General features: G+C 49.1%; 19 protein-coding genes. 15 read left to right on the top strand and 4 right to left on the bottom strand.

The annotated features are described in order from the left end of the window. The first annotated feature begins 225 nt into the window (after window positions 1-225). From VF399_01270 to VF399_01250, 5 genes are read left to right on the top strand one after another with little or no spacing between them, the layout of a single operon-like run. The gene (locus VF399_01270; protein ID HEX7318971.1) at window positions 226-669 is read left to right on the top strand and encodes an ATP-binding protein; all 444 of its coding nucleotides are present in this window, start codon (window positions 226-228) and stop codon (window positions 667-669) included. A gap of 6 nt (window positions 670-675) precedes the next feature. Then, window positions 676-1,320, top strand: coding sequence for an STAS domain-containing protein (locus VF399_01265; protein ID HEX7318970.1), 645 nt, complete (start codon window positions 676-678; stop codon window positions 1,318-1,320). Between the two features lie 6 nt (window positions 1,321-1,326). Continuing rightward, entirely contained in the window at window positions 1,327-2,445 is a 1,119-nt protein-coding gene (locus tag VF399_01260) for a tetratricopeptide repeat protein (GenBank protein ID HEX7318969.1), read from the top strand. A 50-nt stretch (window positions 2,446-2,495) separates the two neighbouring features. Next, window positions 2,496-3,461, top strand: coding sequence for an ATP-binding protein (locus VF399_01255; GenBank protein HEX7318968.1), 966 nt, complete (start codon window positions 2,496-2,498; stop codon window positions 3,459-3,461). Between the two features lie 37 nt (window positions 3,462-3,498). Then, entirely contained in the window at window positions 3,499-4,983 is a 1,485-nt protein-coding gene (locus VF399_01250) for a SpoIIE family protein phosphatase (GenBank protein HEX7318967.1), read from the top strand. Window positions 4,984-4,996: 13 nt separating this feature from the next. Here the strand turns inward: VF399_01250 and VF399_01245 are convergent, their stop codons facing one another. Both VF399_01245 and VF399_01240 read right to left on the bottom strand, forming a co-directional pair. Continuing rightward, a complete protein-coding gene (locus VF399_01245) occupies window positions 4,997-6,943 on the bottom strand; it encodes a PorV/PorQ family protein (GenBank protein HEX7318966.1) in 1,947 nt (648 codons plus the stop codon). 44 nt (window positions 6,944-6,987) lie between these two features. After that, complete coding sequence (locus tag VF399_01240; protein ID HEX7318965.1) at window positions 6,988-10,485, bottom strand: Ig-like domain-containing protein; 3,498 nt, start codon at window positions 10,483-10,485, stop codon at window positions 6,988-6,990. A 207-nt stretch (window positions 10,486-10,692) separates the two neighbouring features. Here VF399_01240 and VF399_01235 point away from each other — a divergent pair, with 207 nt between their 5' ends. The 7 genes from VF399_01235 to VF399_01205 all read left to right on the top strand — a co-directional run bounded on the left by VF399_01235 (window position 10,693) and on the right by VF399_01205 (window position 17,382). After that, window positions 10,693-11,526, top strand: a complete 834-nt coding sequence (locus VF399_01235; GenBank protein HEX7318964.1) for a hypothetical protein — start codon at window positions 10,693-10,695, stop codon at window positions 11,524-11,526. Between the two features lie 543 nt (window positions 11,527-12,069). Beyond that, window positions 12,070-13,485, top strand: a complete 1,416-nt coding sequence (locus tag VF399_01230; protein ID HEX7318963.1) for a radical SAM protein — start codon at window positions 12,070-12,072, stop codon at window positions 13,483-13,485. Window positions 13,486-13,520: 35 nt separating this feature from the next. Beyond that, window positions 13,521-14,264 (top strand): ABC transporter ATP-binding protein, encoded by a 744-nt coding sequence (locus VF399_01225; GenBank protein ID HEX7318962.1) that lies wholly within the window; start codon window positions 13,521-13,523, stop codon window positions 14,262-14,264. Next, on the top strand, window positions 14,242-15,015 hold the full coding sequence (locus VF399_01220) for an ABC transporter permease (GenBank protein ID HEX7318961.1): 774 nt from the start codon (window positions 14,242-14,244) through the stop codon (window positions 15,013-15,015). Before VF399_01225 ends, VF399_01220 begins: the two co-directional genes overlap by 23 nt. A gap of 79 nt (window positions 15,016-15,094) precedes the next feature. Further along, on the top strand, window positions 15,095-15,874 hold the full coding sequence (locus tag VF399_01215) for a transposase (protein ID HEX7318960.1): 780 nt from the start codon (window positions 15,095-15,097) through the stop codon (window positions 15,872-15,874). Window positions 15,875-16,023: 149 nt separating this feature from the next. Further along, on the top strand, window positions 16,024-16,329 hold the full coding sequence (locus VF399_01210; protein HEX7318959.1) for a hypothetical protein: 306 nt from the start codon (window positions 16,024-16,026) through the stop codon (window positions 16,327-16,329). Between the two features lie 21 nt (window positions 16,330-16,350). After that, a complete protein-coding gene (locus VF399_01205; GenBank protein HEX7318958.1) occupies window positions 16,351-17,382 on the top strand; it encodes a hypothetical protein in 1,032 nt (343 codons plus the stop codon). 44 nt (window positions 17,383-17,426) lie between these two features. On the opposite strand, the gene VF399_01200 is transcribed toward VF399_01205, so the two are convergent. Beyond that, window positions 17,427-17,678 carry a hypothetical protein gene (locus VF399_01200; GenBank protein ID HEX7318957.1) on the bottom strand — a complete coding sequence of 84 codons (252 nt, stop codon included), beginning with the start codon at window positions 17,676-17,678 and terminating at the stop codon, window positions 17,427-17,429. A gap of 266 nt (window positions 17,679-17,944) precedes the next feature. Here VF399_01200 and VF399_01195 point away from each other — a divergent pair, with 266 nt between their 5' ends. From VF399_01195 to VF399_01185, 3 genes are all read left to right on the top strand, one after another. After that, complete coding sequence (locus VF399_01195) at window positions 17,945-18,721, top strand: SIMPL domain-containing protein (GenBank protein ID HEX7318956.1); 777 nt, start codon at window positions 17,945-17,947, stop codon at window positions 18,719-18,721. Window positions 18,722-18,747: 26 nt separating this feature from the next. Continuing rightward, window positions 18,748-19,689: an Ig-like domain-containing protein gene (locus VF399_01190; protein HEX7318955.1), complete on the top strand. Its 942-nt coding sequence runs from the start codon at window positions 18,748-18,750 to the stop codon at window positions 19,687-19,689. A 62-nt stretch (window positions 19,690-19,751) separates the two neighbouring features. Continuing rightward, the gene (locus VF399_01185) at window positions 19,752-20,528 is read left to right on the top strand and encodes a hypothetical protein (GenBank protein ID HEX7318954.1); all 777 of its coding nucleotides are present in this window, start codon (window positions 19,752-19,754) and stop codon (window positions 20,526-20,528) included. A gap of 77 nt (window positions 20,529-20,605) precedes the next feature. Here VF399_01185 and VF399_01180 read toward each other — a convergent pair whose 3' ends face one another. Beyond that, window positions 20,606-21,445 (bottom strand): Omp28-related outer membrane protein, encoded by an 840-nt coding sequence (locus VF399_01180; GenBank protein HEX7318953.1) that lies wholly within the window; start codon window positions 21,443-21,445, stop codon window positions 20,606-20,608. Window positions 21,446-21,543: the final 98 nt, after the last annotated feature.

The following is a 21,543-nucleotide window of genomic DNA, read 5'->3' as shown; positions in this document are numbered from 1 at the left end:
GTCGATTCCACCGCCTGCACCGGATCATATACGTGAACCTGCGAATACTTACGATGCAAATCAATGCCAATGTAATTCATAATGCCTCCTTCCTACCAGTATAACCTAAAAAACCGCGTTCCATAGGCCTTCATATTATATCTTGACAGTTCTTTTCTGGCGGCTGGATTGCCAGGGGTTGACATATACCGGGATATATATATACTATACAAACGGAGTAAAACATTGAGCGTTGTTAAGTTCACTTTTTCTGCGAACCAAAACATCAGTAGTATAAAAAAATTGAGGGCAAGTGTTGCCCGTGCCTGCGGTCATGACGGTATTGACCGCCAAACCGTTATGCATGTTATCACTGCGGTCGAAGAGGCATATATGAATATCAGCCGGCACGCATACAAAAACAAGCCCGGCAAGATCGAGATCGGTATTACAGCCACAACGAGAAAGATCATGGTTACCTTGAAGGATTGGGGAGAGCCGTTCGAACCAACCAGGGTCCAGAAAAGAACGCTGGAGGAACTGATCGAAAAAAAGATCGAAGGTGGACTGGGGATGATAATGATGGAGCGCCTTGTGGACAAGGTGCGGTTCCGCAGGGTGGATGGCTATAATGAAATAATCCTTGTTAAAAACCTGGCAAAGAACGGCAAGAATGGAAAGAGGCGGTAAAGCACGATGGAAACTGATAGTCTAAAGATTCAGGCTCATCTATTAGGGAGGGAAAATAAAGGCGCGGTGCTCGTTCTGCACGGCTTTATCGATTCGGCAACCGCGCACTTGTTGAAAGAAAAATTGTTGGTCCTGGGCAAAGACATTAACCTGTTCATACTGGATTTTGGGGGAGTCAAGTTCATCGCGTCAGCCGGGTGGGGTGTGATCCTTGGTCGGATCAAGGAAAATCGCGACAAGGGAGGCGATATTTTCTTCGCCAATATGGCAAGCGACGTCCTTTCCATTTACAAACTCCTTGATCTGAACAAGGTAACCAAGTATTTCACCAGTGTTGATGAAGCAGTAAAGCATGCCGGTATATCAATGCCGGTCATAGGTGGAGAAAAAGTGCCTCAAAGCGCAGCGATGAAACCCAGGAATATCCCGCAGAAAAAACCGACGCTTGAAGAAGCCGTCCGTTCCATTGTTATGAACAGTCCCCTTTCAAATGCCTCGCAGCTTAAAAAGATATTGCAGGGCGCGCCATACCATTTTTCCTCACTGAGCGTCTGGAAGGTATATTCGACCCTGCGGCGACTGAGGCTGAATACGCGGGAGCAACGTCTTTATTTCGCCTGGCAGCAGGAACGAAGAAAAAGAAAGGAATAGATACCCATGAATAGAACCTATGGTCTGGACAGCGCGGTCAAGTTTGATAAGGATATCTATCACATTGAGACGTGCGCGGAACCAAGGCAATCCAAGATTGTCTCACAAACCTTCAAATCCGGGAGGATCCTTGACGTAAGGGAAAAACAATACGATTACCAGATCCGCGAAAAAACCCTGATCGATCTGATACAGTCGATCCATAACGAGCAGATCGAATCACTGTCCCACCTGCTGCGGCTGGTGGAGAATGTCAAGAAAGGCATGCACGCCGATGCCTTTAACAAGATCGGTGTTATTTTCATGGGTAAGGGATTTTTCCAGGAAGCGAAAAAATCGTTCACGGACGCGATACGGATCGATCAGAACCTGACGGACGCTCACCGGAATCTTGGGTACGTATACAGGAAATTAGGCGATATGGATCACGCCATCGCCCAGTTCACGAGGGCTTTGTACCTGGCTCCAAGGAACGCTGATTACTATCTCGACCTGGGCCTTGCCTATCTTGAGAAAGATATGTACGACGAGGCGTTCCAGGAATTGGAAAAGGCGATCAACTTCAACAAAAATTTCGCCGAGGCATATTTTAACCTTGGATATTTGATCCTGAGGGAAAAGGTCGTGAAAGCCGAAACACCGCACGAAAAAGATGTTATCGCCGCCATCGTAAACCTAAAGTACGCTTCGCTCCTGGACACGCGGTACCAGGTAGAACCATACAAGGATGCAATGCAGCTGTTGGAGCAGAAGGATTTTTCCAGAGCAGTAAGCCGGCTGACGAAATTCAAGGCTGAGATGAGAAAGACGGACATTCACGAATTCATCTATGACTTTGAACTTTTTACCAAATTCAGCGACCTCAAGGAGGTCGCTATCACCGTTGACGAGTATATCGATAAAATGCATCACAAGGTCGATTCTACACCGCAGTACGCGGACCTGTGGAATGCGCTGGGCAAGGCATATCTCATCAAAATGAGATCGCTGTTCAACGCGGCGCAGACTCATTTCAAAAAGGCCGTGGAGATCAATCCCGATTACGTGCAGGCGAAACGCAACCTTGAACTCGTGGAGAACGAGATCAAAGGGTTCATGCTGCTCCTGCGCGCTATCCTGAAGTGAAAGATCAGGTGTCGCCGCATTGACAATTTCAATTCTATAAGTATAATGGGATGATGCAGTCGAACGGCGAATTCAAAACCGAGGAATACAAGCTGGGCAGTCTAACATGCCGGATGTTCTTTGATGAACATGCGCGGGTGTGTGCCCTTGTCCTTAAAGGTTCGCTTGACACGCAACCCGTGATGTCACTCCAGCGGGTCCTCAGGACCGCGATCCTGCCCTATGTTTACAATTTCATCGTCGACCTTAACGGCATAACCTTTGTCGGATCAACCGGGCTCGGTCTTCTTATGAACCTGGTGCGGATAAAAAGAGACTATATTTATGTGTCTTATCCTGACGAGTCAATTTCCAAGCCATTCCGGCTCTTGGGAATCAATTACTTGTTCCGTTATTATGTAAACATCGAGGAACTGCAGAAAGATACAACGATATCCAGCATGATCATCGATCAGTTGCGCAAAGAAGTCGGTGCGCAGAAGGAGATCAAATACCACGACCGCTGGATCAAGATACTAAGTGATTTCCTGGCAGATGAGCAATTGTGGCAGGAGTTGCAGCTTATGGACCCGTACGTTCATCAGGCCGAGTACATGAATGAGCTGGTCCTTCCCAGCGAGGACAAGTTCGCTTGCATTCTCTTCCGCTTCATGGGCCGGGTGATAAAGTCCAACCCCCAGCTCTCGCAGATCAAGAACATGGACGATGATTCCCTTGAACTGATCGCCAAGGAGCTTTATGGCAATGCCGTACACCATGGTTATGAGGGCAGCAAGGAAGGCGTGATCGAGATCAGTTATACGCTGGACAGCGAGATGCTTACATTCACCATCACTGATTACGGGCGTGGTTTCTCATCGCCGCCCGACGAGATGACCGATTCCATCGGCTTACAGCTGATCAGGAAGATCTTTGACCGGGTCGAAATAACCGAAGCACCACGCAAGCAGATCAGCGGGCTTGTCCTGGGAAAAGGGACCATGGTGCGAATGGTGAAGACCATCAAGCCCGCCTGAAAACAACATGCGGCAAGCGGAGGAATTCCGCACCAGCTTGACATTAAAGACAAAATTCCTTATCTGGTTGATCGTTTTCATCCTGGTCATCCTGCTGCTTTTCACCGGATTTTTTGTCAATCATGAAAAGCGCGTGCTTATCCAGCAAATGACGTTGCGGGGCGAAACGATCGGCAAAAACCTGGCCGCCGGAGCCGAGGATTTTCTTATCATGAAGGATGATCTGGCCCTTGCCAAACTCGTGCACGATACCAAGGAAGATAACCCCGGTGTGCTAAGCTGTTTTGTGGTCGACCAAAACCAGGTGATCTGGGCGCACACGGATATCAGAGAGGTGACCAAGACCTATCATCCCCCTGCAGGGCTACAGCCCCTGGGCGGACGGGCATTGGCAACGCAGGATTACCGCTTTTCGGACGGCGTTAATGCTCTGATGATCACGGTTGCCATGGAGGTCGGCACGAACAAGATCGGTGAAGCTCACGTCGTGCTTTCCAAACAAGACCTGAAAGCAGCCGTGCAGGAGGCGCGGCGCGGCGCGGCGGTCATCGGCGCCATTATCCTGGTGATCGGCATTTCAAGCATATTGATCCTTGTTTCGCTCATTATCGGTTCGCTGGGCGCGGTGACCGACGATATCGAAGCGATCGGCAACGGCGATCTTGACCGTATGATAATGACGACGCGTCGCGACGAAGTTGGCCGTATCGCGCATGCGGTAAAGATCATGGCCCAGAACCTGAAAAAAGCGCAGCATGACCTGGTCGAAAAAGAACGGATGAAAAGGGAAATGCAGATCGCCAAAGATATCCAGCACGCGCTCTTGCCGATAACCAATCCCGTAATACCCGGTTATGCCGTCGATTCCTTCTACGAAGCCGCAATGGAAGTTGGCGGCGATTACCACGATTATATAATGATCGACAAGAACCATATGGGATTTGTCATCGCCGACGTATCGGGGAAAGGCATTGCCGGTTCACTGGTAATGACCATGCTGCGGAGCTTTATCCGGAACGAAGCACCGCACCGGATCTCGCCCCGCTTCCTGCTGTTGACATTAAACAACATGCTCAGCCGCGATATTCCCGAGGGCATGTACATAACGCTGTTTTACCTGGTCCTGGACCTCGCCAACCATGAACTGACCTATTGTTGTGCCGGGCATAATCCGGTTTATTATTACAGCGCCCAAACCAAAAGCATTACATCCCTCAAGCCGGGCGGCCCACCGCTCGGGGTCAGCATTTTCGATGCCCAGCAGTTTTCTGACCAACTACAGGAGGAGAAGAAGAAAATACAGGCGGGCGATGTTGTTTTCCTGTACACCGACGGGGTAACCGAAGCCATGAATAGCCAAAAGGAACAATTCGGGACCCATCGGCTTGAAGCTTTATTGCAGCAAAACGGACACCTGGCGCCCGACCGGTTAAGTCATTTTTTGAATTTGGAGATCGAAACGTTCACCGGCAACGCGCCTCAGTCAGATGACATAGCCTATGTAGTTCTGAAAAGACTGTAGTCGGTACGCTTACTTACTTGTTTCCCAGATTGAGTTTCTCTTCAGCCCGGGCGATGTTCCGCTGGGCATTGCTGTTCTTGGGGTCTATCTCCAGGATCTTCTTCCAATAACGGATGGCCGCCTTGAAATCTTCCTGCGTATAGGCGGTTATGCCCTTCATGTAAAGGTCATTGATATCTGCACTTTTGACTGTTCCGCCAATGGACGATAGTTTCTTCAGGTAATTGCTGGCAGTCACGTTCGAAATGTCGTAATCTATTGCCACCTTGAATTCTGCCTCTGCCTGGGCTAATTTCTGTTGTTTGAAGAATTCAATGCCTTTTTTGGTGTGGTCGATCGACAGTTCCCGCAATTGTTCCCTGATCTTGGTCTTTTTCGCAATGGCAGCCTGGTTGGACGGTTCCCATGTCAGGACTTTGTTGATCTCGATGAGCGCCTGAGCCCACTTCCCCTGGTTCATGCACTGGTCGGCGGTATTGAACGCATCGGCGACCTGTTTGGATATCATTTCCTGCGCTTTCGATATATAATCACGGGCCTCTTGGTGCTGGGCATCGATCGTAAGCACTTTCTTCCATTCATTGATCGCGGCTGTGAACTGTTTGAGCGTGAAGTACTTGATGCCCTTCTTCATGTAATCTGCGATCTTCTCTCTCGTCGCCCGGTCCAACTGGCCTTTTTCCAGCTGCATTTTCACTAGCGCGTCGGATGTTGTTTGGATCCATTGCTTGAGCAGGACGTTGCTCGAATCGATGCTCAGGGCCGTGCTGAACGACCGCAGCGCTTCAATATAGCTGCCTTTGTTGAATTCGTTGATCCCCTGGGTAAGCCCGGTATTGACATTGTTCATGTCGACGGTCTTTTTCAAATCTTCAATGCTGCCAAGAGCGTCGCTGTACTGCGGGTCCCAGACCAGCGCGATATCAAAGTTCCAGATGGCTTCTTCATATTTCCCGGCCCGCTGCTGCGCGAGCCCCTGCCGGTAAAAAGCCTCGGCGGTTATCCGCATCCGTTTCTGCAGTTCCTCCGCGATCAACGCTTCCTGCTGGTCGATCTTTGTCTGCGAACGGTCGAAACTGTAAGCAATCGAGATGCTGTGGGTGACGCCGAGAAAGCCGTATGATGTCACAGCATAGTCAATACCGATATCACTTATTTTCAGGCCGATGCCGGAACTGAGGCCGGCCAGAGCTCCATCATCGCGGAGGTCGGAACGGTATCCGGCGCGGATCTGAAAACGTTTATTGACCATGGTCTGAACGCCGGCGCACCAGGCGAGATCATCCGCAAACGGTTTGATCAGGTCGAACGCGATAACCAGGTGATCGCTAAATGTTGTCATGCTGAAGCCGGTCTTCAGCTTTGTGGGTAATGAGAAGGAAGCCGTATCGAACGCGGCGCTCATGCCGAGGTTGTCCAGACAAATACCCCATTGCGGGCCCTTCTGACCGAATTTCACAGCCAGCCCGATATCGCCGGCTATCGACATTGTACTGTAATCGCTGATCGCCTGGTGAACGGTCTTGATTGTTAGTCCGGAGCTGAAATTCCTCCCAAAGACCTTGGCGCAAGTAACCGCCGGTGCCAGATAATAGGCACCGAATGTTCTGATTGGATCTTCCGATGGCTCGGTGCGTTCCTCGAGACCACTCAGATACAACGTCTTTAATGAAAATCCAAAACTAAAAGCCCGGCTGCTCTGGCTGTAGGCAATGTGCTCATGCCGGATGGACTGGAAATGTTCCGCATGCATAACAGCGAATTCCGAACCACTGATCCAGCCTAGAGCGCCCGGATTCCAGTAGAGCGCCGTCGCGCCCTGCGCGTTCGATGTCACGGCGCCGCCCATGGCTAGCGCGTTCGCGCCGACGCCCAGGTTTAAAAAAGAGGCGCCGGTCTCACCGGGGTCAGCGTACAGCAGCGGCCCGCAGCATACGCATATGAGAACTATCCGATACATAAATGTGCCGTCTTTGCAGTTTCCGGGTTTGATCGAGTGATGTTTCATCGGACAATGGCGAATTTCTTTATGACCGTACTTATATCGTCGGTCGCAGTGTTCGTTGCTTCCAGCCGGAAGATGTAGACATCGCTGGCGATCCGTGAAATATCCCACACCACGGCGTTGGAATTCATTGTGTGGGGCGGCTTTCCGCCTGCTGCGTTCTGTTCCGTACTTTGCCAGACACGCCTGCCTTCAAGGTTGAAAACAGTTACCCTTACGCGTGCGTTCATGCTGACATAAAAATGGAAAAAGACCTGGTTGCCTTTTGCCGGATTGGGCCAGGCGTACACGCGGTCCTTGGGCAGGAATTCACCTTCCGCCATGACCGCGAATTGAAGCGAATCGATTCCATACGTACTCCGCTTGTTATAACCGGCAACTAACGCCCAGCAAGTATCCTCGGAGAAGCCGACCGTTTGAACCCATGCACTATATTCGAATGAATCCGTTTGGGTCATTATATATTCGGTCATGCTATCGGCCGTGCGTACAAAACAGGTGACCAGAGAATCCGGGTGGAGCGTATCGCTGGTTTGAGCGGTTACCAGCGCCGAATCACCGATATGGGCTGGCGAGGGCGTGATCGCGACGATAAAATCAGGGCCAATGCTGTCGAGTACGGCGGCAAATTGTACGGAGTCAACACCGTAGTTGCTCCGTTCATCGTACCCGGAAACGACCGCCCGGCATGTTCCCTCCGGAAAGCCGGTAGTCTGCACCCAGATTTGGTATTCGAACGTATCGGTCTGAACCATCGTATGCGCGACCGTTGTATCAGCGTTGCGGATCAGGCAGGTCACCGCAGAATCAGGGTTAAGCGGCTCACTTACATCAGCGGTTATTGATATCGAATCGCCGATCAATACGGGTGACGGGATGGCGGTGATTGTGAAGTGGGGACCGGTGCTGTCGAAGTTCACGATGACAAATGGAACAGAATCGCAGATACTCCAGTTGCCGGCCGCATCGCGGCCCCGGAGATAGACCCAATGCCGACCCGAGATAAGCGTGTCTGTTTGAACGGTATCGCGCGTATGAACGACCAGTGGTCCAAAGCTGTCAACTGGATGCGCCGCGTAACCAGCGCCATAGCCGCCCACCGAATCAATGAAGAATTCAGCGGCGGTGACGCCGATATTGTCAGTGATCCGGGAGGTTATGATGGTTTGTGCATAGAGATCCACTGTATCCGGCACCGCGCGCAGGGAATCGACGTCCGGGTGCAGGGTGTCGACTGCGATTTTGTAAACGGCTGCGGTATCATATGGACCCCAGTTGCCAGTGGCATCAACGCCATGCAGGAAGAATCGGTGCATCCCGTATGCTATAGTGTCTATGACAATGGTATCAAGAGTATGAGCAATGGTCAGGCCGAAACTGTCGGAAGCGTGCGCGCCGTAACCGGTACCATTGACCCCGATCGCGTCAATGAAGTACTCTGCGCCGGCCACGGCAATATTGTCGGTGATCCGTGACGTAATGACCGTGACGCCGTTCGCACCGGTGATAGTGTCGGGATTCGCGATCAGCGAATCAACGCGGGGTTTTGCCGTGTCCGTAATTGCCCCGGACCTGAACCACCACCAGTAGCCGCTGAGCATGGGATTCCCGGCCAGATCCTGGATTCCAGCGGCGATATAGACATTGATGGATTCCATGGGTGCAAAGTCACTATAAGGATTTATGCGGAGCGTGCTGTCCGTTTCGAAATATGACATCCAGAAAGTATAATTGCCGTTGATACTGCCTTCGATCAGGATCTTATCGCTGGTCACGGTGGTCGGATCGACCTTCTCGTTGAACGTAACATAGATCCAGCTGTTTAGGGTAACTCCGGTATCGCCGAAGGCGGGCGACGTGTATGCGATACCCGGTGGTACAGTGTCGATCAGGGATACAACGATGGCCGATGCGGAATCAAACGCACCCCAATTGTTACCAATATCGCGGCCATGAATATAGACCCAGTGCGTGTCGCCCGCTACCCAGCCTGATACCGGTATCGTGTCAAAGACATCCTCAGCGATTTCGTCATACCCTCCATCCAGCGCGGTCATGATATAACCTGTGCCGGGTTGACCGATCGAATCAAGGAACGCTTCAGCGTCATTGATCAGTGACTGGCCCGTCGCGCTGTCAGACACAAGCGCATAGGCGATAATTTCCGTGATACCCTGAGGCGGGTTCGGCGGGGAGATGCTGACTGAGGAAGTGACCGGGCCGACAGAATCGGGGAGAACGAGCGCCTTGAACCACCATGAGTGAGTGTCCGGCATGGGATTCCCGGCCAGGTCCTGAATGCCGGGCGCGATCACTACCGTGATCGATTCTGCCGAAGCGAAACTGATCGTGGGGTCAATGGACACGGTGCTGTCAATAGGATCATAGTTAATGGTAAATGTATAGGCACCGTTGATACTGCCGTTCATCGTGAATTTATCGAGCGTGACCGTCGCCGGGTCGACCTGCTCGCTAAAGGTCGCGGTGATAACGGCATCAAGAGGGACATCAGTTTGACCGCTGCCGGGGAATGTCGTAATGATCCATGGCGGAGTCGTGTCCAACGCCGCGGCAACAATGACCGGCACCGAATCGAACATGCCCCAGTTCCTGGCGATATCCATGCCACGAACGTAAACCCAGTGCGTGTCGCCAGCCACCCAACCGGTCACCGGGACCGTATCAAATACACCTTCGGTCATTTCGTCAAAATTGCCATCGAGCGGCATCATGTTATAAGCAGCAACGGTCGAGTCGATAAATACTTGGGCGTCATTGATCATCGACTGCCCGGTCAGACTATCCGAGACCAGCGCGTACACCACTATGTTCGTGATACCCTGCGGCGGGTTTGGCGGCGAGATCTGGATCCCGGACGTGACCGGTCCTACCGAGTCATTGCTTCCCCAGTTGTCCGGTGAGAAAAGATCGCCCCAGGTCGAAGGGTTCATGTTAATGGCCGAATCCGGCCACAAAACAGTGCTCAGATTGGTATTGATTATTTCCACTGAAAATCCAAGGATCTTCGGTTGACCGAATGACAGTCCGGCTTTTCTAAAAGCGACCGAATATTCCACAACGTAACCGTTGGTGCTCGCGGTGACCGCGGAATTCCAACCCCATGTACTATCATTTGCCCAACCGGTGCCGTTGCCATGTTGGGACGCGCGCGTGCCATTCCGCTTCATGGAACACGTAAAATCATCCACGTTGGGCAGTGTGTCAGCGTTATTCAGTGAGTCAAACATCAGGATCGCCCGGTCATTGGGATGACTAGTACTGTCCGGCACGTTGACCGCGAAATAAATGGAATCAGGATATTCCTTGGCATAGATCGTGACCGGTCCGTTAGGCAGGGCCATGGTCATGACCGTATCCGCGTCATCCCATTCGCCCGCGCTTATCAGACCGTCAATGACCGGTTTGGTGCCGTATGGCGCATTGAGTGTGTCTCCGCTGTGCAAGACACTGGCGGTCGTCAGCAGCGTTATATTCATCAAAATTATCGATATTGCCGATATCATTATTTTTCCATTATCCGTATTCTAACCTTAATTTATTATAGCGAAGATTCTACAAATGTCAAGGTTTTTACTATTACGCCCATTAAAACAATATTGACAAGATCCGTAAATTTTGTATTATTTGCCATGCGATGTTTAAAGCTTGGTTTTGCCTTTTGTTGCAGCTGGTTGATTTTATTCGTGATAATGGTCCGAGGGCTTTATGGAGAACCAAAAACCCCGGCGGAAAATATCAACACGCAGTTTACCATATGCGATTCATTAAACAAAGGCGCGCTTCCGGTTGTCCGCGTCACCATCGATAAATACAAACAATCGTTTGTGACCCACAAAAGTGCTTTTTATTTACCGCTGACTGCTGGAGCGTACCGCTTCTTGCTGGGAGCCGACCGATACGAAACCCTGACGACCACGGCGGAAGTATCCGCGCAAAATTATATCTTTACGCTGGAAATGGTAGCGCAGACGGACCGGATAATGATCAGGAAATATGATTCATTATGCCGTTATCAATCCGATATTATCAAAAACGTTCTGCAGAATTTCGACTTTACGCGGGCTAAGCTGCATCTGGATTCATTGAAATTTTACTCCAGGTTCAGGACCGCCACTCTTGATAGTGCCAATGATATGTATGCAAACGCCAGAAAATCCTGGAATGACAGCCTTTTCCGTCTTGCCCGGGAAAGTGAAAATACAGAAAAATATCCTGATGCTTTGTTTTATTATCACCAGCTGTACGCGTACGATACTCTCCTCACCGAAGCTATCGTTGGTATCAGTCGGGTGGATTCCCTGGTAACCGCCAAGAAAAACCAGCCTCGGGACGTAAAGAAAATGACACTGGAAGAGATAGAAAAATTATTCCAGGAAGGTTATGCGAAATTCGTCGTGGCGGATTATGCTGGAGCAAAGAAGATCTTTCAGAAAGTTCTGGCCAACGATCCCAATCACAATAAGGCAAAGGATTATCTCAAGCGGACTGAAACCAGGCTAAAAGTCCTCGGGAAATAAAGCCAACTTTCACGCTAAAAGTAGTTGATCCAGTAAAAAAGCTGTCGGTTTGTGCCAAAAACGTCATAAATTTTGACATTTTCGTCAGTGATCATTACCCAACTTGTTGAAATCTCAACCTATTCGACCTGGCATAAAAATTGCTTATGATTAGATGAGATCACCAATTGTTCTATTGGTGGTATAAATAACGTTCATTAAAAAAAGGGGGTTAGATCACATGGATACAGGTTTATTGAGCAAATTGATTAGTGAAGCGGATTTGCGTAATGATTTTTTGGAAATGGCAACGGAGACGTATATTGCCGATGGGAGGTGTCTTATTTGTTGCACGCCAGGTTGCGCGATTTCAGCTGTGACTGTCACATAGCGGAAGTCTGGATATTGATTGTCTTTAATCTAAGGATACAACAGCAGCCTAAAATATTCTGCGGCAAACAAGGGCTGTGACAGAAAGCGCGTCAGGGATATGGGTATTTAGTACTTTTGCTCATATCTCCTGACGCATTTGTATATTGAATGTAGCATAAAATGGATATTTCAGTGATCGATCTTGAACAGCGCATTGTGGCGCTTGATCCTGAATACTGCATGCGCAACGAAAAAGACAACATCCACATATTCCCGAGGAACCCATTTGTTAATCAAAAGGAAAACCGCCGGTTAGTCATTAGTTCACCTGAAGCGGTCCTACTGGCACTATGCAATGGTGAGAGAACTGTCAGCGAGGTCAAACATGCGATTTCCAATATCCTGCGCGTTGATGAAAAGGTGGCCGCAAAAATAGTAGTAAATTGCCTGAACAAGTTCAAGGACCATCTGATCTTCGTTGACGATACCAATGTCAGGAATGTCGTGAAGTATAGACCTGAGGATTTTATTCTTCCGGGGAATCAATACTGTCCTCGATCCAGCGGTCCATCGGTCCCCGAGTTGATTATGCTCATTCCGACCTTTTCATGCGATTGTCACTGCCGGTATTGTTATGCTCCCAGGCATCGATTTTTGCAAGAGCTGGCACTGCATGACGTGAAGTGCCTGACGGTTCAGATGAAAGACATGCAAATACCGTCGCTCATTTTTTCTGGGGGTGACCCTTTTAGTCACACCCATATCATGGATATGATCAAAGCATGTGTCGATAATGATGTGCGTCCCGTGCTGGCTACGAAAACCCCGTTGTCCACCAAGACAATACAGCGCCTTAAAGGGCTTGGCATGGGGGAGATGCAGGTGAGTATTGATTCGTCAGACAAGGATATCGCTGAGTATCTGGTCGGAAAGAACAATTATTTCGATTCTATCGTCAAGTCAATAAAAGATATGGTTTCAGAGGGCTTGACGGTCAATATAAACAGCGTTCTGACATCGTATAACATCCGTTCAATAGAAATGTCAGTCCGGGATTTCGCGAAATGGGGGGTGAAACAAATAACACTATCCCAGTATTCCCGGTCCAGATTTTTTCACAACGATGCCCTGTTCTGTCAGCCTGGTGATCTTGATAGTCTTGAAGCAATGATCCCCAGTTTGAAAAAATACCTGAAGCCAGTGAACATCTATTTTAAGAAAATAAAAGATCCGCTGTTCATGTCGTGGCAGGAAAAAATGGAATTTTACAAAAACCGACCGGTATGTAACGCCGGGAGGAACGGCTTGGTGATATTGCCTGATGGATCGGTAACGGTCTGTGAAGTGCTATACTATATCGAGGATTTTATCATTGGCAATATCAAAAATGAGAAACTGAGCAGCATCTGGAATTCACCAAGGCGGACTGATTTTGCTACGAGCGGGTACAAATACCTGGCCCGGGAGGAATGCGAGCGTTGTGATCAATTGATCGGTTGTTATACGATCAGGGGAAAATGTTATGTCCGGGCCCTACAGTCGCACGGCGATGCACTAAGGCCTGATCCCTTTTGTCCGAAAAGTCCACCGGGCAACAGGTTTACATGATGATCCAACGGAGTTGAGAAGTGCAGCGACAAAAAATGATCGGCGTTAGCAAACTGGTAAAGTGCTACAATGGGAGGAAGGTCCTGAACACCATCGACCTTGAAGTAGGTAAAGGCGAGTGCTTCTGTTTGTTAGGGCCCAATGGGGCGGGGAAGACGACGATCGTCAAAATAATCACCGGTTTTGAAAGGCCTGATTCGGGTCGTATCGAGGTGCTCGGCAGGGATGTGGGCGCATGTTCTCAGTATCTTAAGGGAAGGATCAATATCATACCTCAGCAGCCGACCCTTGATCCTTTTCTTACGATTGCCGAGAACCTCGTGTTCTATGGCATGCTCCAGAAAATCCCTGGCCGGGTCCTGCGGGTCCAGATCGATAAACTGCTTGAACTGTTTTCCCTCAGTCAAATTCGGAACCAGGTGACATTTCATGCTTCTGGCGGGGAGGTGCAGCGGCTTCTGGTGGCGCGCGCATTCTTGAAGCCCGGCGACATATTGTTCATGGACGAACCAACTTCGGGTATTGATATCCTGTTCAAGAACAGGCTATGGTCCATTTTCAATGACATGAAAAGGGATGGTCTGACCATTTTCCTGAATACGCATGACCTGAACGAAGCCGAGGTCTTAAGCGACCGCATCGCGTTCTTATTCAATGGCAGGATCCTGGCGGTCGATACGCCGCAAAACCTAAAGCGATCGATCGACGCCGGGCAAGCCACGTTGAATGATGTATTCAGGAAGATGGGAGTGGAAGATGCGGGCGATAATCTGGCGTGAGATCCGTTTGCACTATTCAAAGGCATATTGGCTGGTGTCGAATTTCATGCCGCCTTTTTTCTACCTCTTGTTCTTCGGATACCTGTTTTCCGCGGTTTTTCAAAAAGTAGCATTCGAGAACAGAAATATTTCGTATCTTCATTTCTTTATCCCCGGCCTGATCGTAATGCAATCCTTTTTGACCCTGCCATACGCGCTGTCGCTGGTCAATCTCGATCGCAGGGTGAAGATAATCGACATGATCCACATGACGGCAACGAGTTTCCATGAGTATTTTTCAGGCAGGATGATCAGCATTCAGGTTTTAGCCTTGGTCAAGGCCATGATCCTGTGGGTCGTAGCGGTTTCCATGATGCACATGATATCAGCCGGCGTGGCAGGCATTGTGATAGCACTGGTCGTATTCGTGATCAGCACATTCATTTGGTTCTGCGTGGGGTTCATCCTCGGTTTGGTCATCAAGACCGAGGATGCCCGTGATATCGTCATGCAGTTCCTCGCCCTGCCCCTAACGTTCCTATCAAATATCTATTATCCGGTCATGACCGCGCCGGGGTTATTGAAATACGCGATCGCCGCCAATCCCTTGACTCATGCAACGAATCTTATAAGGCCGGCGCTGTTGAATTGCCCGACGGCGGAATATATCGGGAAAAACTACATTTCGTTTTTGGTCCTCTTGGCGTATTTTATTGTTTCCGGGATCCTCGCGCTGGTCATGGTAAGGCAGTGGTCGGCAAAAAAAGGCTAGCATACAAATCCAGACTGTCTTGTTTTGTATGGTTTTAAGAAATTACTAATTATTTTATTTCAATTGTAGGGAGGTTTTGATGGTGTGGAAACCAAGAGTCTGTGGAGAAGAACAATATCATCATGTATATGCCTGGGGAAATGATCGCCATCCAATTTTCAAAGCGCGAGCGCACTACACAAAATATTTAAGCCTACTTGCAAAGTACTCGCATAATCTATCAGTTTTTGTTGTTGCTTATGCGTTAATGGAATATCACGTGCATCTTTTTGTTTATGATCGTGACAAAAATATCTCAGAGTTTATGAAGAAATTGCATGGTGATTATGCAAAATATTTTAACCGTGTAAATAACAGGACGAGTCATGTGTTCGGAGAACGTTTTAATAATAAAATCGTACAAGCGAATCTGTATGGAAAATGGTTATCAAGATATATCCACCGACAAGCGGTGGAAGGTGGAATAGTCACCGATCCAATTGATTATGAATGGACAAGCTATGGTATATACATTGGTATCGTGAAGTGCAATTGGGTAAGACCTGATATTATATTGGAACAGTTCGGTGATGGGTCGAGTGCTATAAATAATTATAAGAAATTTGTGCTTGATATTGTAGACGATCCCATTATATGGAGTGAAAGAAAGACGGTTTTTGATTTAAATGTGATATGCGAACACGTGTGTAATGAGTTGAAAATCAGCAGAGATGCGCTTTTCTTTCCAAAAGGACATTATGAGAAGACTGGGCGTTATGAGTTCGTGAAAATATTGATTCATAGATACAATGTGAAGCTATGTGAAGTGGCAGCTTTCTTGAAAATACAAAGATGTACCTTATATGATATGCTTAAGTAACTGAAACAAACAGTAATATGTGGCAAAATCATACAAAACCAGACAGTCTTGATGTGTATGATTTTGAATGGTTTATCCGGTGGTTATCTGCAGGTTTAGGGCTATTGACATATTTTTAATTATTAATATAATAATCAAATGGAGGATACATGGATATTATTTCGTTGTTGTTCTCAGTTTGCTTGTTCAACGCAGATTTCCCTGTTTGTACTGATGTTGATATGCAGATCGATCCCACGCCGATCTTCGCCAATGGTCAGTATTATGTCTTCTGGCCCGATTACCGTTTTGGCGCCATGTCCTACATATATGTCCTGTACGGCGCGAGAATAACGGCCGACGGTACGGTACTGGACCCCGGCGGAAAATGGCTTTTCGCCGACACGGTCAAAGCAAAGGCCGAAGTGGCTTTTGACGGCACCAATATCATGGCTGTTTTCCGCAACGGCTGCTGAAGTTACGGCGATATTTACGGAGTGCGTGTCACTTCGAACTGCGATACAATCAACTCGGTTGTTATTTCCAATGCCCCGAATATCCAGTACAGTCCTGACGTAGCGTTCGGCGGCGGCTACTATATGGTCGTGTGGAGTGACGGCAGGACCGTCCCTTATTACCAGATCTTTGGTGCCCGGGTAACGCCCGGCGGCAGCGTGATGGAACCGAGCGGCATGCTTGTAGGACCAAACAACACCTTTTTCCAGTATTACCCGTCCGTGGCATTCGGCGGCACCAGGTTCTTGGCGGTCTGGACTTACGGAACCAGCCCTTATCAGATCATGGGCAGGTTCATTGACACGACCGGCACACTTGGTGATACGTTGGTGGTAGCGGTTCCCGGCGGATACATATTCGGTACCCGCCTGGCTTCTAATGGAGCAAATTACTTTGTGGCGTGGGTAGAATATACTGGTTCTGATTACGCAATAAAAGGCGTGGTGCTGGACAGCAATGGCGCACGGATCAGTGGTCCATTCACGATCGCTACCGGTATTTATTATTATAATTCAATGGGGCTTGCATTTGATGGTTATAACTTCATTGTCACCTACAGTATCATGGATGGCAGTGTTTACCAGGTCTACGGAATATTTTACAGTGCATCAGGCATGCCCATTGAGACCGCCTTTAAGATATCCAATTCTACCTATAATTGCTACTACGGTGACGTGATCCCGGGTGCTAATGATCGCTGCCTGAATGTCTGGTGTGAAACGCGATCCACTTATGACATCTATGGAAATATCGATGTAGAAGTAGGCATCGAGGAGGGGTCGGGTAATGCCAGCCGGATGTCCCTGCTCAAGTCGACGGTCGTCACGAATGCCATTGAGCTGCGTGATTATTTTGAAGGCAACGAGGCCTATGTTTATGATGCTTCAGGCGGTTTGATCGGTATGACCCGTAACGGTTATTATGATTGCTCGAAGCTGGGCGCGGGCGTTTACTTTGTTAGGGCAAAAACGGCAGCCAACGGCAGTTGCGTCAAGGTGATAAAAGTAAAATAGAATAAGACGGTAAATACTTTGTTAAGTAGATTGCCGTTACCATGTTATCTAAAAAATTTCACGCCGATTTTTTCGCAGATTTCGCGGGATTTTGTATAATAATTTTTTGATTCTTCGGTCAAACCTCGAAACTTGAGCCACCGTGCATAGTAATAGTACGCCCTTGCTAGGTTATAAGGCTGGCTCAATTTCTCATAAATAGCTATGGCTTCAATGAACTTTTTTTCAGGATCGTCGCAGCCAACCATTGGTTGTTCCCTTCCTGACTGCGCCATGCCCACTCTCGCCTGCAGCAATAAGGCGTCACCATGTCCTGACAGGGATCCATGTTCAACACCGCAGCACGATTGCGTAAGATATCTATTATTTTTTCACAACTTAAGACTTGGGTCTTTCGTTTATTCATCGTTGAGAGTGTCCATTTTGAACAAGGCTAAATAACCAAATATACCATAGCTATTATAGTTATGCCGTTATTTTAGTCAATATCAGGCGTTACCGGTTATTATCGCGTCTTGACCGGGTGATGGCCGTGGATATAATTATCCACAATGGAGGCCATATGTTAAAAAGCACCGTGCAATTCTTTGTTATTATAGTTGCGCTTTTTGTGATCATACCAACAATTTACGCTGATGATGACGGCGGCAATGACAAGGACGCGCGGCTGGTTACGGTGACCGGCGACGCGGATGTTATGGTCGTGCCGGACGAGGTGATCATCACCTTGGGTGTCCATACCTGGAACGCCAAGCTGGATATCGCAGAACAGTCGAATGAAGATATCGTGAAAAAAACGATAAAAACGATCGAATCGTTTGGGATCGAAGCTAAGCACTTAAAAACCGAGTACTTCACGATCAACCCGACGTATCCTGATTATTTTGATGAACGGACGACGAATATCGACGGCTACTCGGTATGGAAGACGATAGTTGTTACCCTGCGGGATGTTCCTAAATTCGAGGATCTGCTGACCGCGGTGCTTGAATCCGGCGTAACCTATGTTCACGGCATACAGTTCCGCACGACCGAGCTTCGCAAGCACAGGGATACGGCCCGCGCCCTGGCGATCAAAGCTGCAAAAGAGAAAGCGACTGCACTGGCTGGCGAACTTGGTTTGGAAATAGGCAAACCTCAGTCAATAAAAGAGGAGTATTCTAACTGGTGGTCCTGGTACGGCGGCGGTTATTGGGGTCGCTCTTACGGCGGAGGCATGTCGCAGAACGTCGTACAGAATGCCGGTGGAGGCAGTGGTACCGCGTCAGATGAAAGCGCGATCGCGCCGGGCCAGATTACGGTCAACGCCAGAGTGTCGGTCAGTTTTGAATTGAAATAAAGCATAAATAATTTTACGGAGGAAAAATGAAAAACCTTCAATTGATTGTATTGGCGACCGCGAGCATTGTCTTCTTGACCGGATCGGGTTGTGAAAAGAACATTCCGACGGCCGAGATAACCAGCCCCACCGACGGGGCTACGGTCACGGGTTTTGTTGATATCGTGATCGAGGCGACCGACGTTGAAGCGGTATTGCGCGTTGATCTTTTCATTGATGATTCCCTCCTGGTCTGTCAGGATACGATCGCGCCATACGTCTACACGTGGAATACTACGATGCTGCCTGACAGCTCCCAGCATGAAATCTACGCTATTGCGTACGATTATGACGGTCATCAGGGCAAGTCCGAGACCATAACCGTGACCGTGACAATAGGACCATTGGATTTCCATGATGATTTTGAATCCTACGCTTTTTATGAATATCCCTCAGCCAGGGGGTGGTATGAATTATGGAGCGGCAACTATGCATGGGTGGAGAGCGGGATATCTCACGGCGGGTCAATGGGTTTCGTGATCAATGGATTTTCAAGTTGGGTGCGGGCCGACGGCATAGATCTGCCACTTGTAGCAAGGGACGTACGCCGGCTCGTGTACGAGTACGCGATAATGATCCCCAGCGGCAGCGCGGGCGGTGCCAATACCGGATTTTTTATGTTTATATCCAGTAGTGAAAGCCGGGACGTGAATTTCGTCACTTTTTCAACGAGCGATTTTCAGATCTACGCGACAGGCATTGCCGGGCAGGGCACCGGGTACACGTGGGCGTACGATACGTGGTACGCGGTCAAGGTAGAACTGGATTACGACAGCCTGCTGATGGATGTCTGGCTTGAAGACACATTGTTGATCGCGAGCGATCTCACGGCCGCGCCGCGGGATACCACTCAGATATTCGCCCTGGAAACCCAATGGGGCAATGACGGCACGGCGTACTTTGATGACATTCATATTTATGAAGAATGAGAGAGCAGCAGATACACAATAAAACCCAAGGAAGCAGGGATGAAAGGATGAAGGAGAGAACCATGTTGCTTGATCGAAAAAAGATCATCGAGACCTTGATCTCCGATCTTAAGCCGCTGGAATACATACACGCCATGTGGGAAATGGGGTCGGCGAGCTTCAACCGGCTGGACCAGTGGTCGGACATCGACCTGATGCTGGTATGCGGTGACGACAAAGTCGAAGACACGCTGACGGCGGCCGAAAAGTCCCTCACCGCGCTTTCAGGGTTGGCTATCAAATACCGGCTGCCCGAACCGACATGGCACGGCCATGCCCAGGTCTTCTGGCGGCTGAAAAGCGCCAGCCCTTTTTTATTCTTTGACCTGGTAGTAATGAAACGATCGAGCAAAGATAAATTCCTGCAGTACGAGATCCATGGCGAACCGGTGGTTCATTTTGACAAGACGGGCGTGATCAAGAACGAACCGGTGGATAAAAGCGTATTCGAAAAGAAACTAAAGAACCGGTTGGCAGCCATGAAGGCGACGTTCGAACTCTTCCAGGTCCTCACGGAAAAGGAACTGAATCGCGGCAACGACATCCATGCCTACAGTTTTTATATCGCGCATACTTTCCGGCCGCTTGTCATGGCCCTGAGGATGAAGTACAACCCGATCCATTTTGATTTTTTCACGGCATACTTGTATCACGAACTGCCGAGGGAAGTGGTGGAACGTCTGCGATCGCTATATCTGCTCGATAGTATTGATGAGATCAAAAAAGCCCAAAAAAAAGCGCAAAAATGGTTTTGGGAAACGGTTAAAGAGTTGGACAAAAAGCCCTCATTGTTTACCTGAAAAGTTCAAAATTTGTACAAAAATAACGGGCAGTAAGTTCGCTTACTGCCCGTTATTACTATTCGCGTATAAGTTAATTATCGCACGATCAATTTCCCGGTTTTGTTTATGTTCGGGTTCGTTATCCGGTACAGGTAGATCCCGGCGCTGACACGGTTCCCGTTCATATCCCGCAGATCCCAGGACACATCATTGTTACCGGGCAATGCGATCCCCGACAGCATCCGCAGCCGGCGTCCGGTAATGTCAAAGAAGGATACCGTGTATTCTGATCTTTCCAGGACATGGATGATGAAATTAGCGGATCGGGAACATGGGTTATTGACCTGCCGGGCAAAAGGTAAGTCGGCGGCGACCGATTTGCCTTCGTCCACGCCCACCAGGTTCATGATGTTCACGTGCCCTGATTGCAGGACATCACGGGAAGGCGCGTCGTATTGAAGCCAGGTCGCGATGGCGCAGCGGTTCTCGTTCCAGGAGCCGCTGATCGTGAAATTCCGGCTTCTGGTCGCGGTCGCGCCCGCCGCGATCGTTACTTGCTCGCCGGTTTGGTCAGGCAGGAAATCGCGGCCCATGTGGTTATGCCACGCATGGCCATTGGGATCAACGTTATACAGGCTATCTTCGGTGACGACGAAATAGAACCGGGCGGTCACCGATGCTGAAGAATCATTGCGGTAGGAAGCACTGATGGTGCCCGTGTTTGCCCCCGCGTTATATGACCCGGTAATGGTCAGGGTCATGGGCGATGGCTTAGCCATGCGAGCAACGACCGAATCACGCCAATCAGATGGTGACGACCCGCTCCAGATGTCCTTGCCGTCTCTGAATAGCGACGGGTAGCCGTAAAAAGTGTAGAAACTCGTGCGTGCAGCGGCTTCAGCGAAATAACCAAAATTACCGGATACTGAGTGCAACTCGATCAGCGTAGTCGCGGTGGGATACTGTAGAATACAGACGGTGTCCAGCAGACTGCTGGAATAAGGGCAGGTTGCTCAAGTCGCCATGTAGTACT

This window comes from bacterium, from assembly GCA_036382775.1.
In the GTDB taxonomy this organism is placed as follows: domain Bacteria; phylum Hydrothermota; class Tepidihabitantia; order SM23-42; family JAOAFX01; genus DASVHD01.
Note: the sequence above shows the minus strand (reverse complement) of the source record. Positions and strands in the feature narration are given on the sequence as shown.

Coding starts and splice junctions, on each gene's coding strand:
- VF399_01195 (HEX7318956.1), top strand. CDS start 17,945: ATGTTAAAAAGCACCGTGCAATTCTTTGTTATTATAGTTGCGCTTTTT.
- VF399_01245 (HEX7318966.1), bottom strand. CDS start 6,943: ATGTATCGGATAGTTCTCATATGCGTATGCTGCGGGCCGCTGCTGTAC.
- VF399_01260 (HEX7318969.1), top strand. CDS start 1,327: ATGAATAGAACCTATGGTCTGGACAGCGCGGTCAAGTTTGATAAGGAT.
- VF399_01225 (HEX7318962.1), top strand. CDS start 13,521: ATGATCGGCGTTAGCAAACTGGTAAAGTGCTACAATGGGAGGAAGGTC.
- VF399_01220 (HEX7318961.1), top strand. CDS start 14,242: ATGCGGGCGATAATCTGGCGTGAGATCCGTTTGCACTATTCAAAGGCA.
- VF399_01255 (HEX7318968.1), top strand. CDS start 2,496: ATGATGCAGTCGAACGGCGAATTCAAAACCGAGGAATACAAGCTGGGC.
- VF399_01185 (HEX7318954.1), top strand. CDS start 19,752: ATGTTGCTTGATCGAAAAAAGATCATCGAGACCTTGATCTCCGATCTT.
- VF399_01190 (HEX7318955.1), top strand. CDS start 18,748: ATGAAAAACCTTCAATTGATTGTATTGGCGACCGCGAGCATTGTCTTC.
- VF399_01215 (HEX7318960.1), top strand. CDS start 15,095: ATGGTGTGGAAACCAAGAGTCTGTGGAGAAGAACAATATCATCATGTA.
- VF399_01265 (HEX7318970.1), top strand. CDS start 676: ATGGAAACTGATAGTCTAAAGATTCAGGCTCATCTATTAGGGAGGGAA.
- VF399_01240 (HEX7318965.1), bottom strand. CDS start 10,485: ATGAATATAACGCTGCTGACGACCGCCAGTGTCTTGCACAGCGGAGAC.
- VF399_01210 (HEX7318959.1), top strand. CDS start 16,024: ATGGATATTATTTCGTTGTTGTTCTCAGTTTGCTTGTTCAACGCAGAT.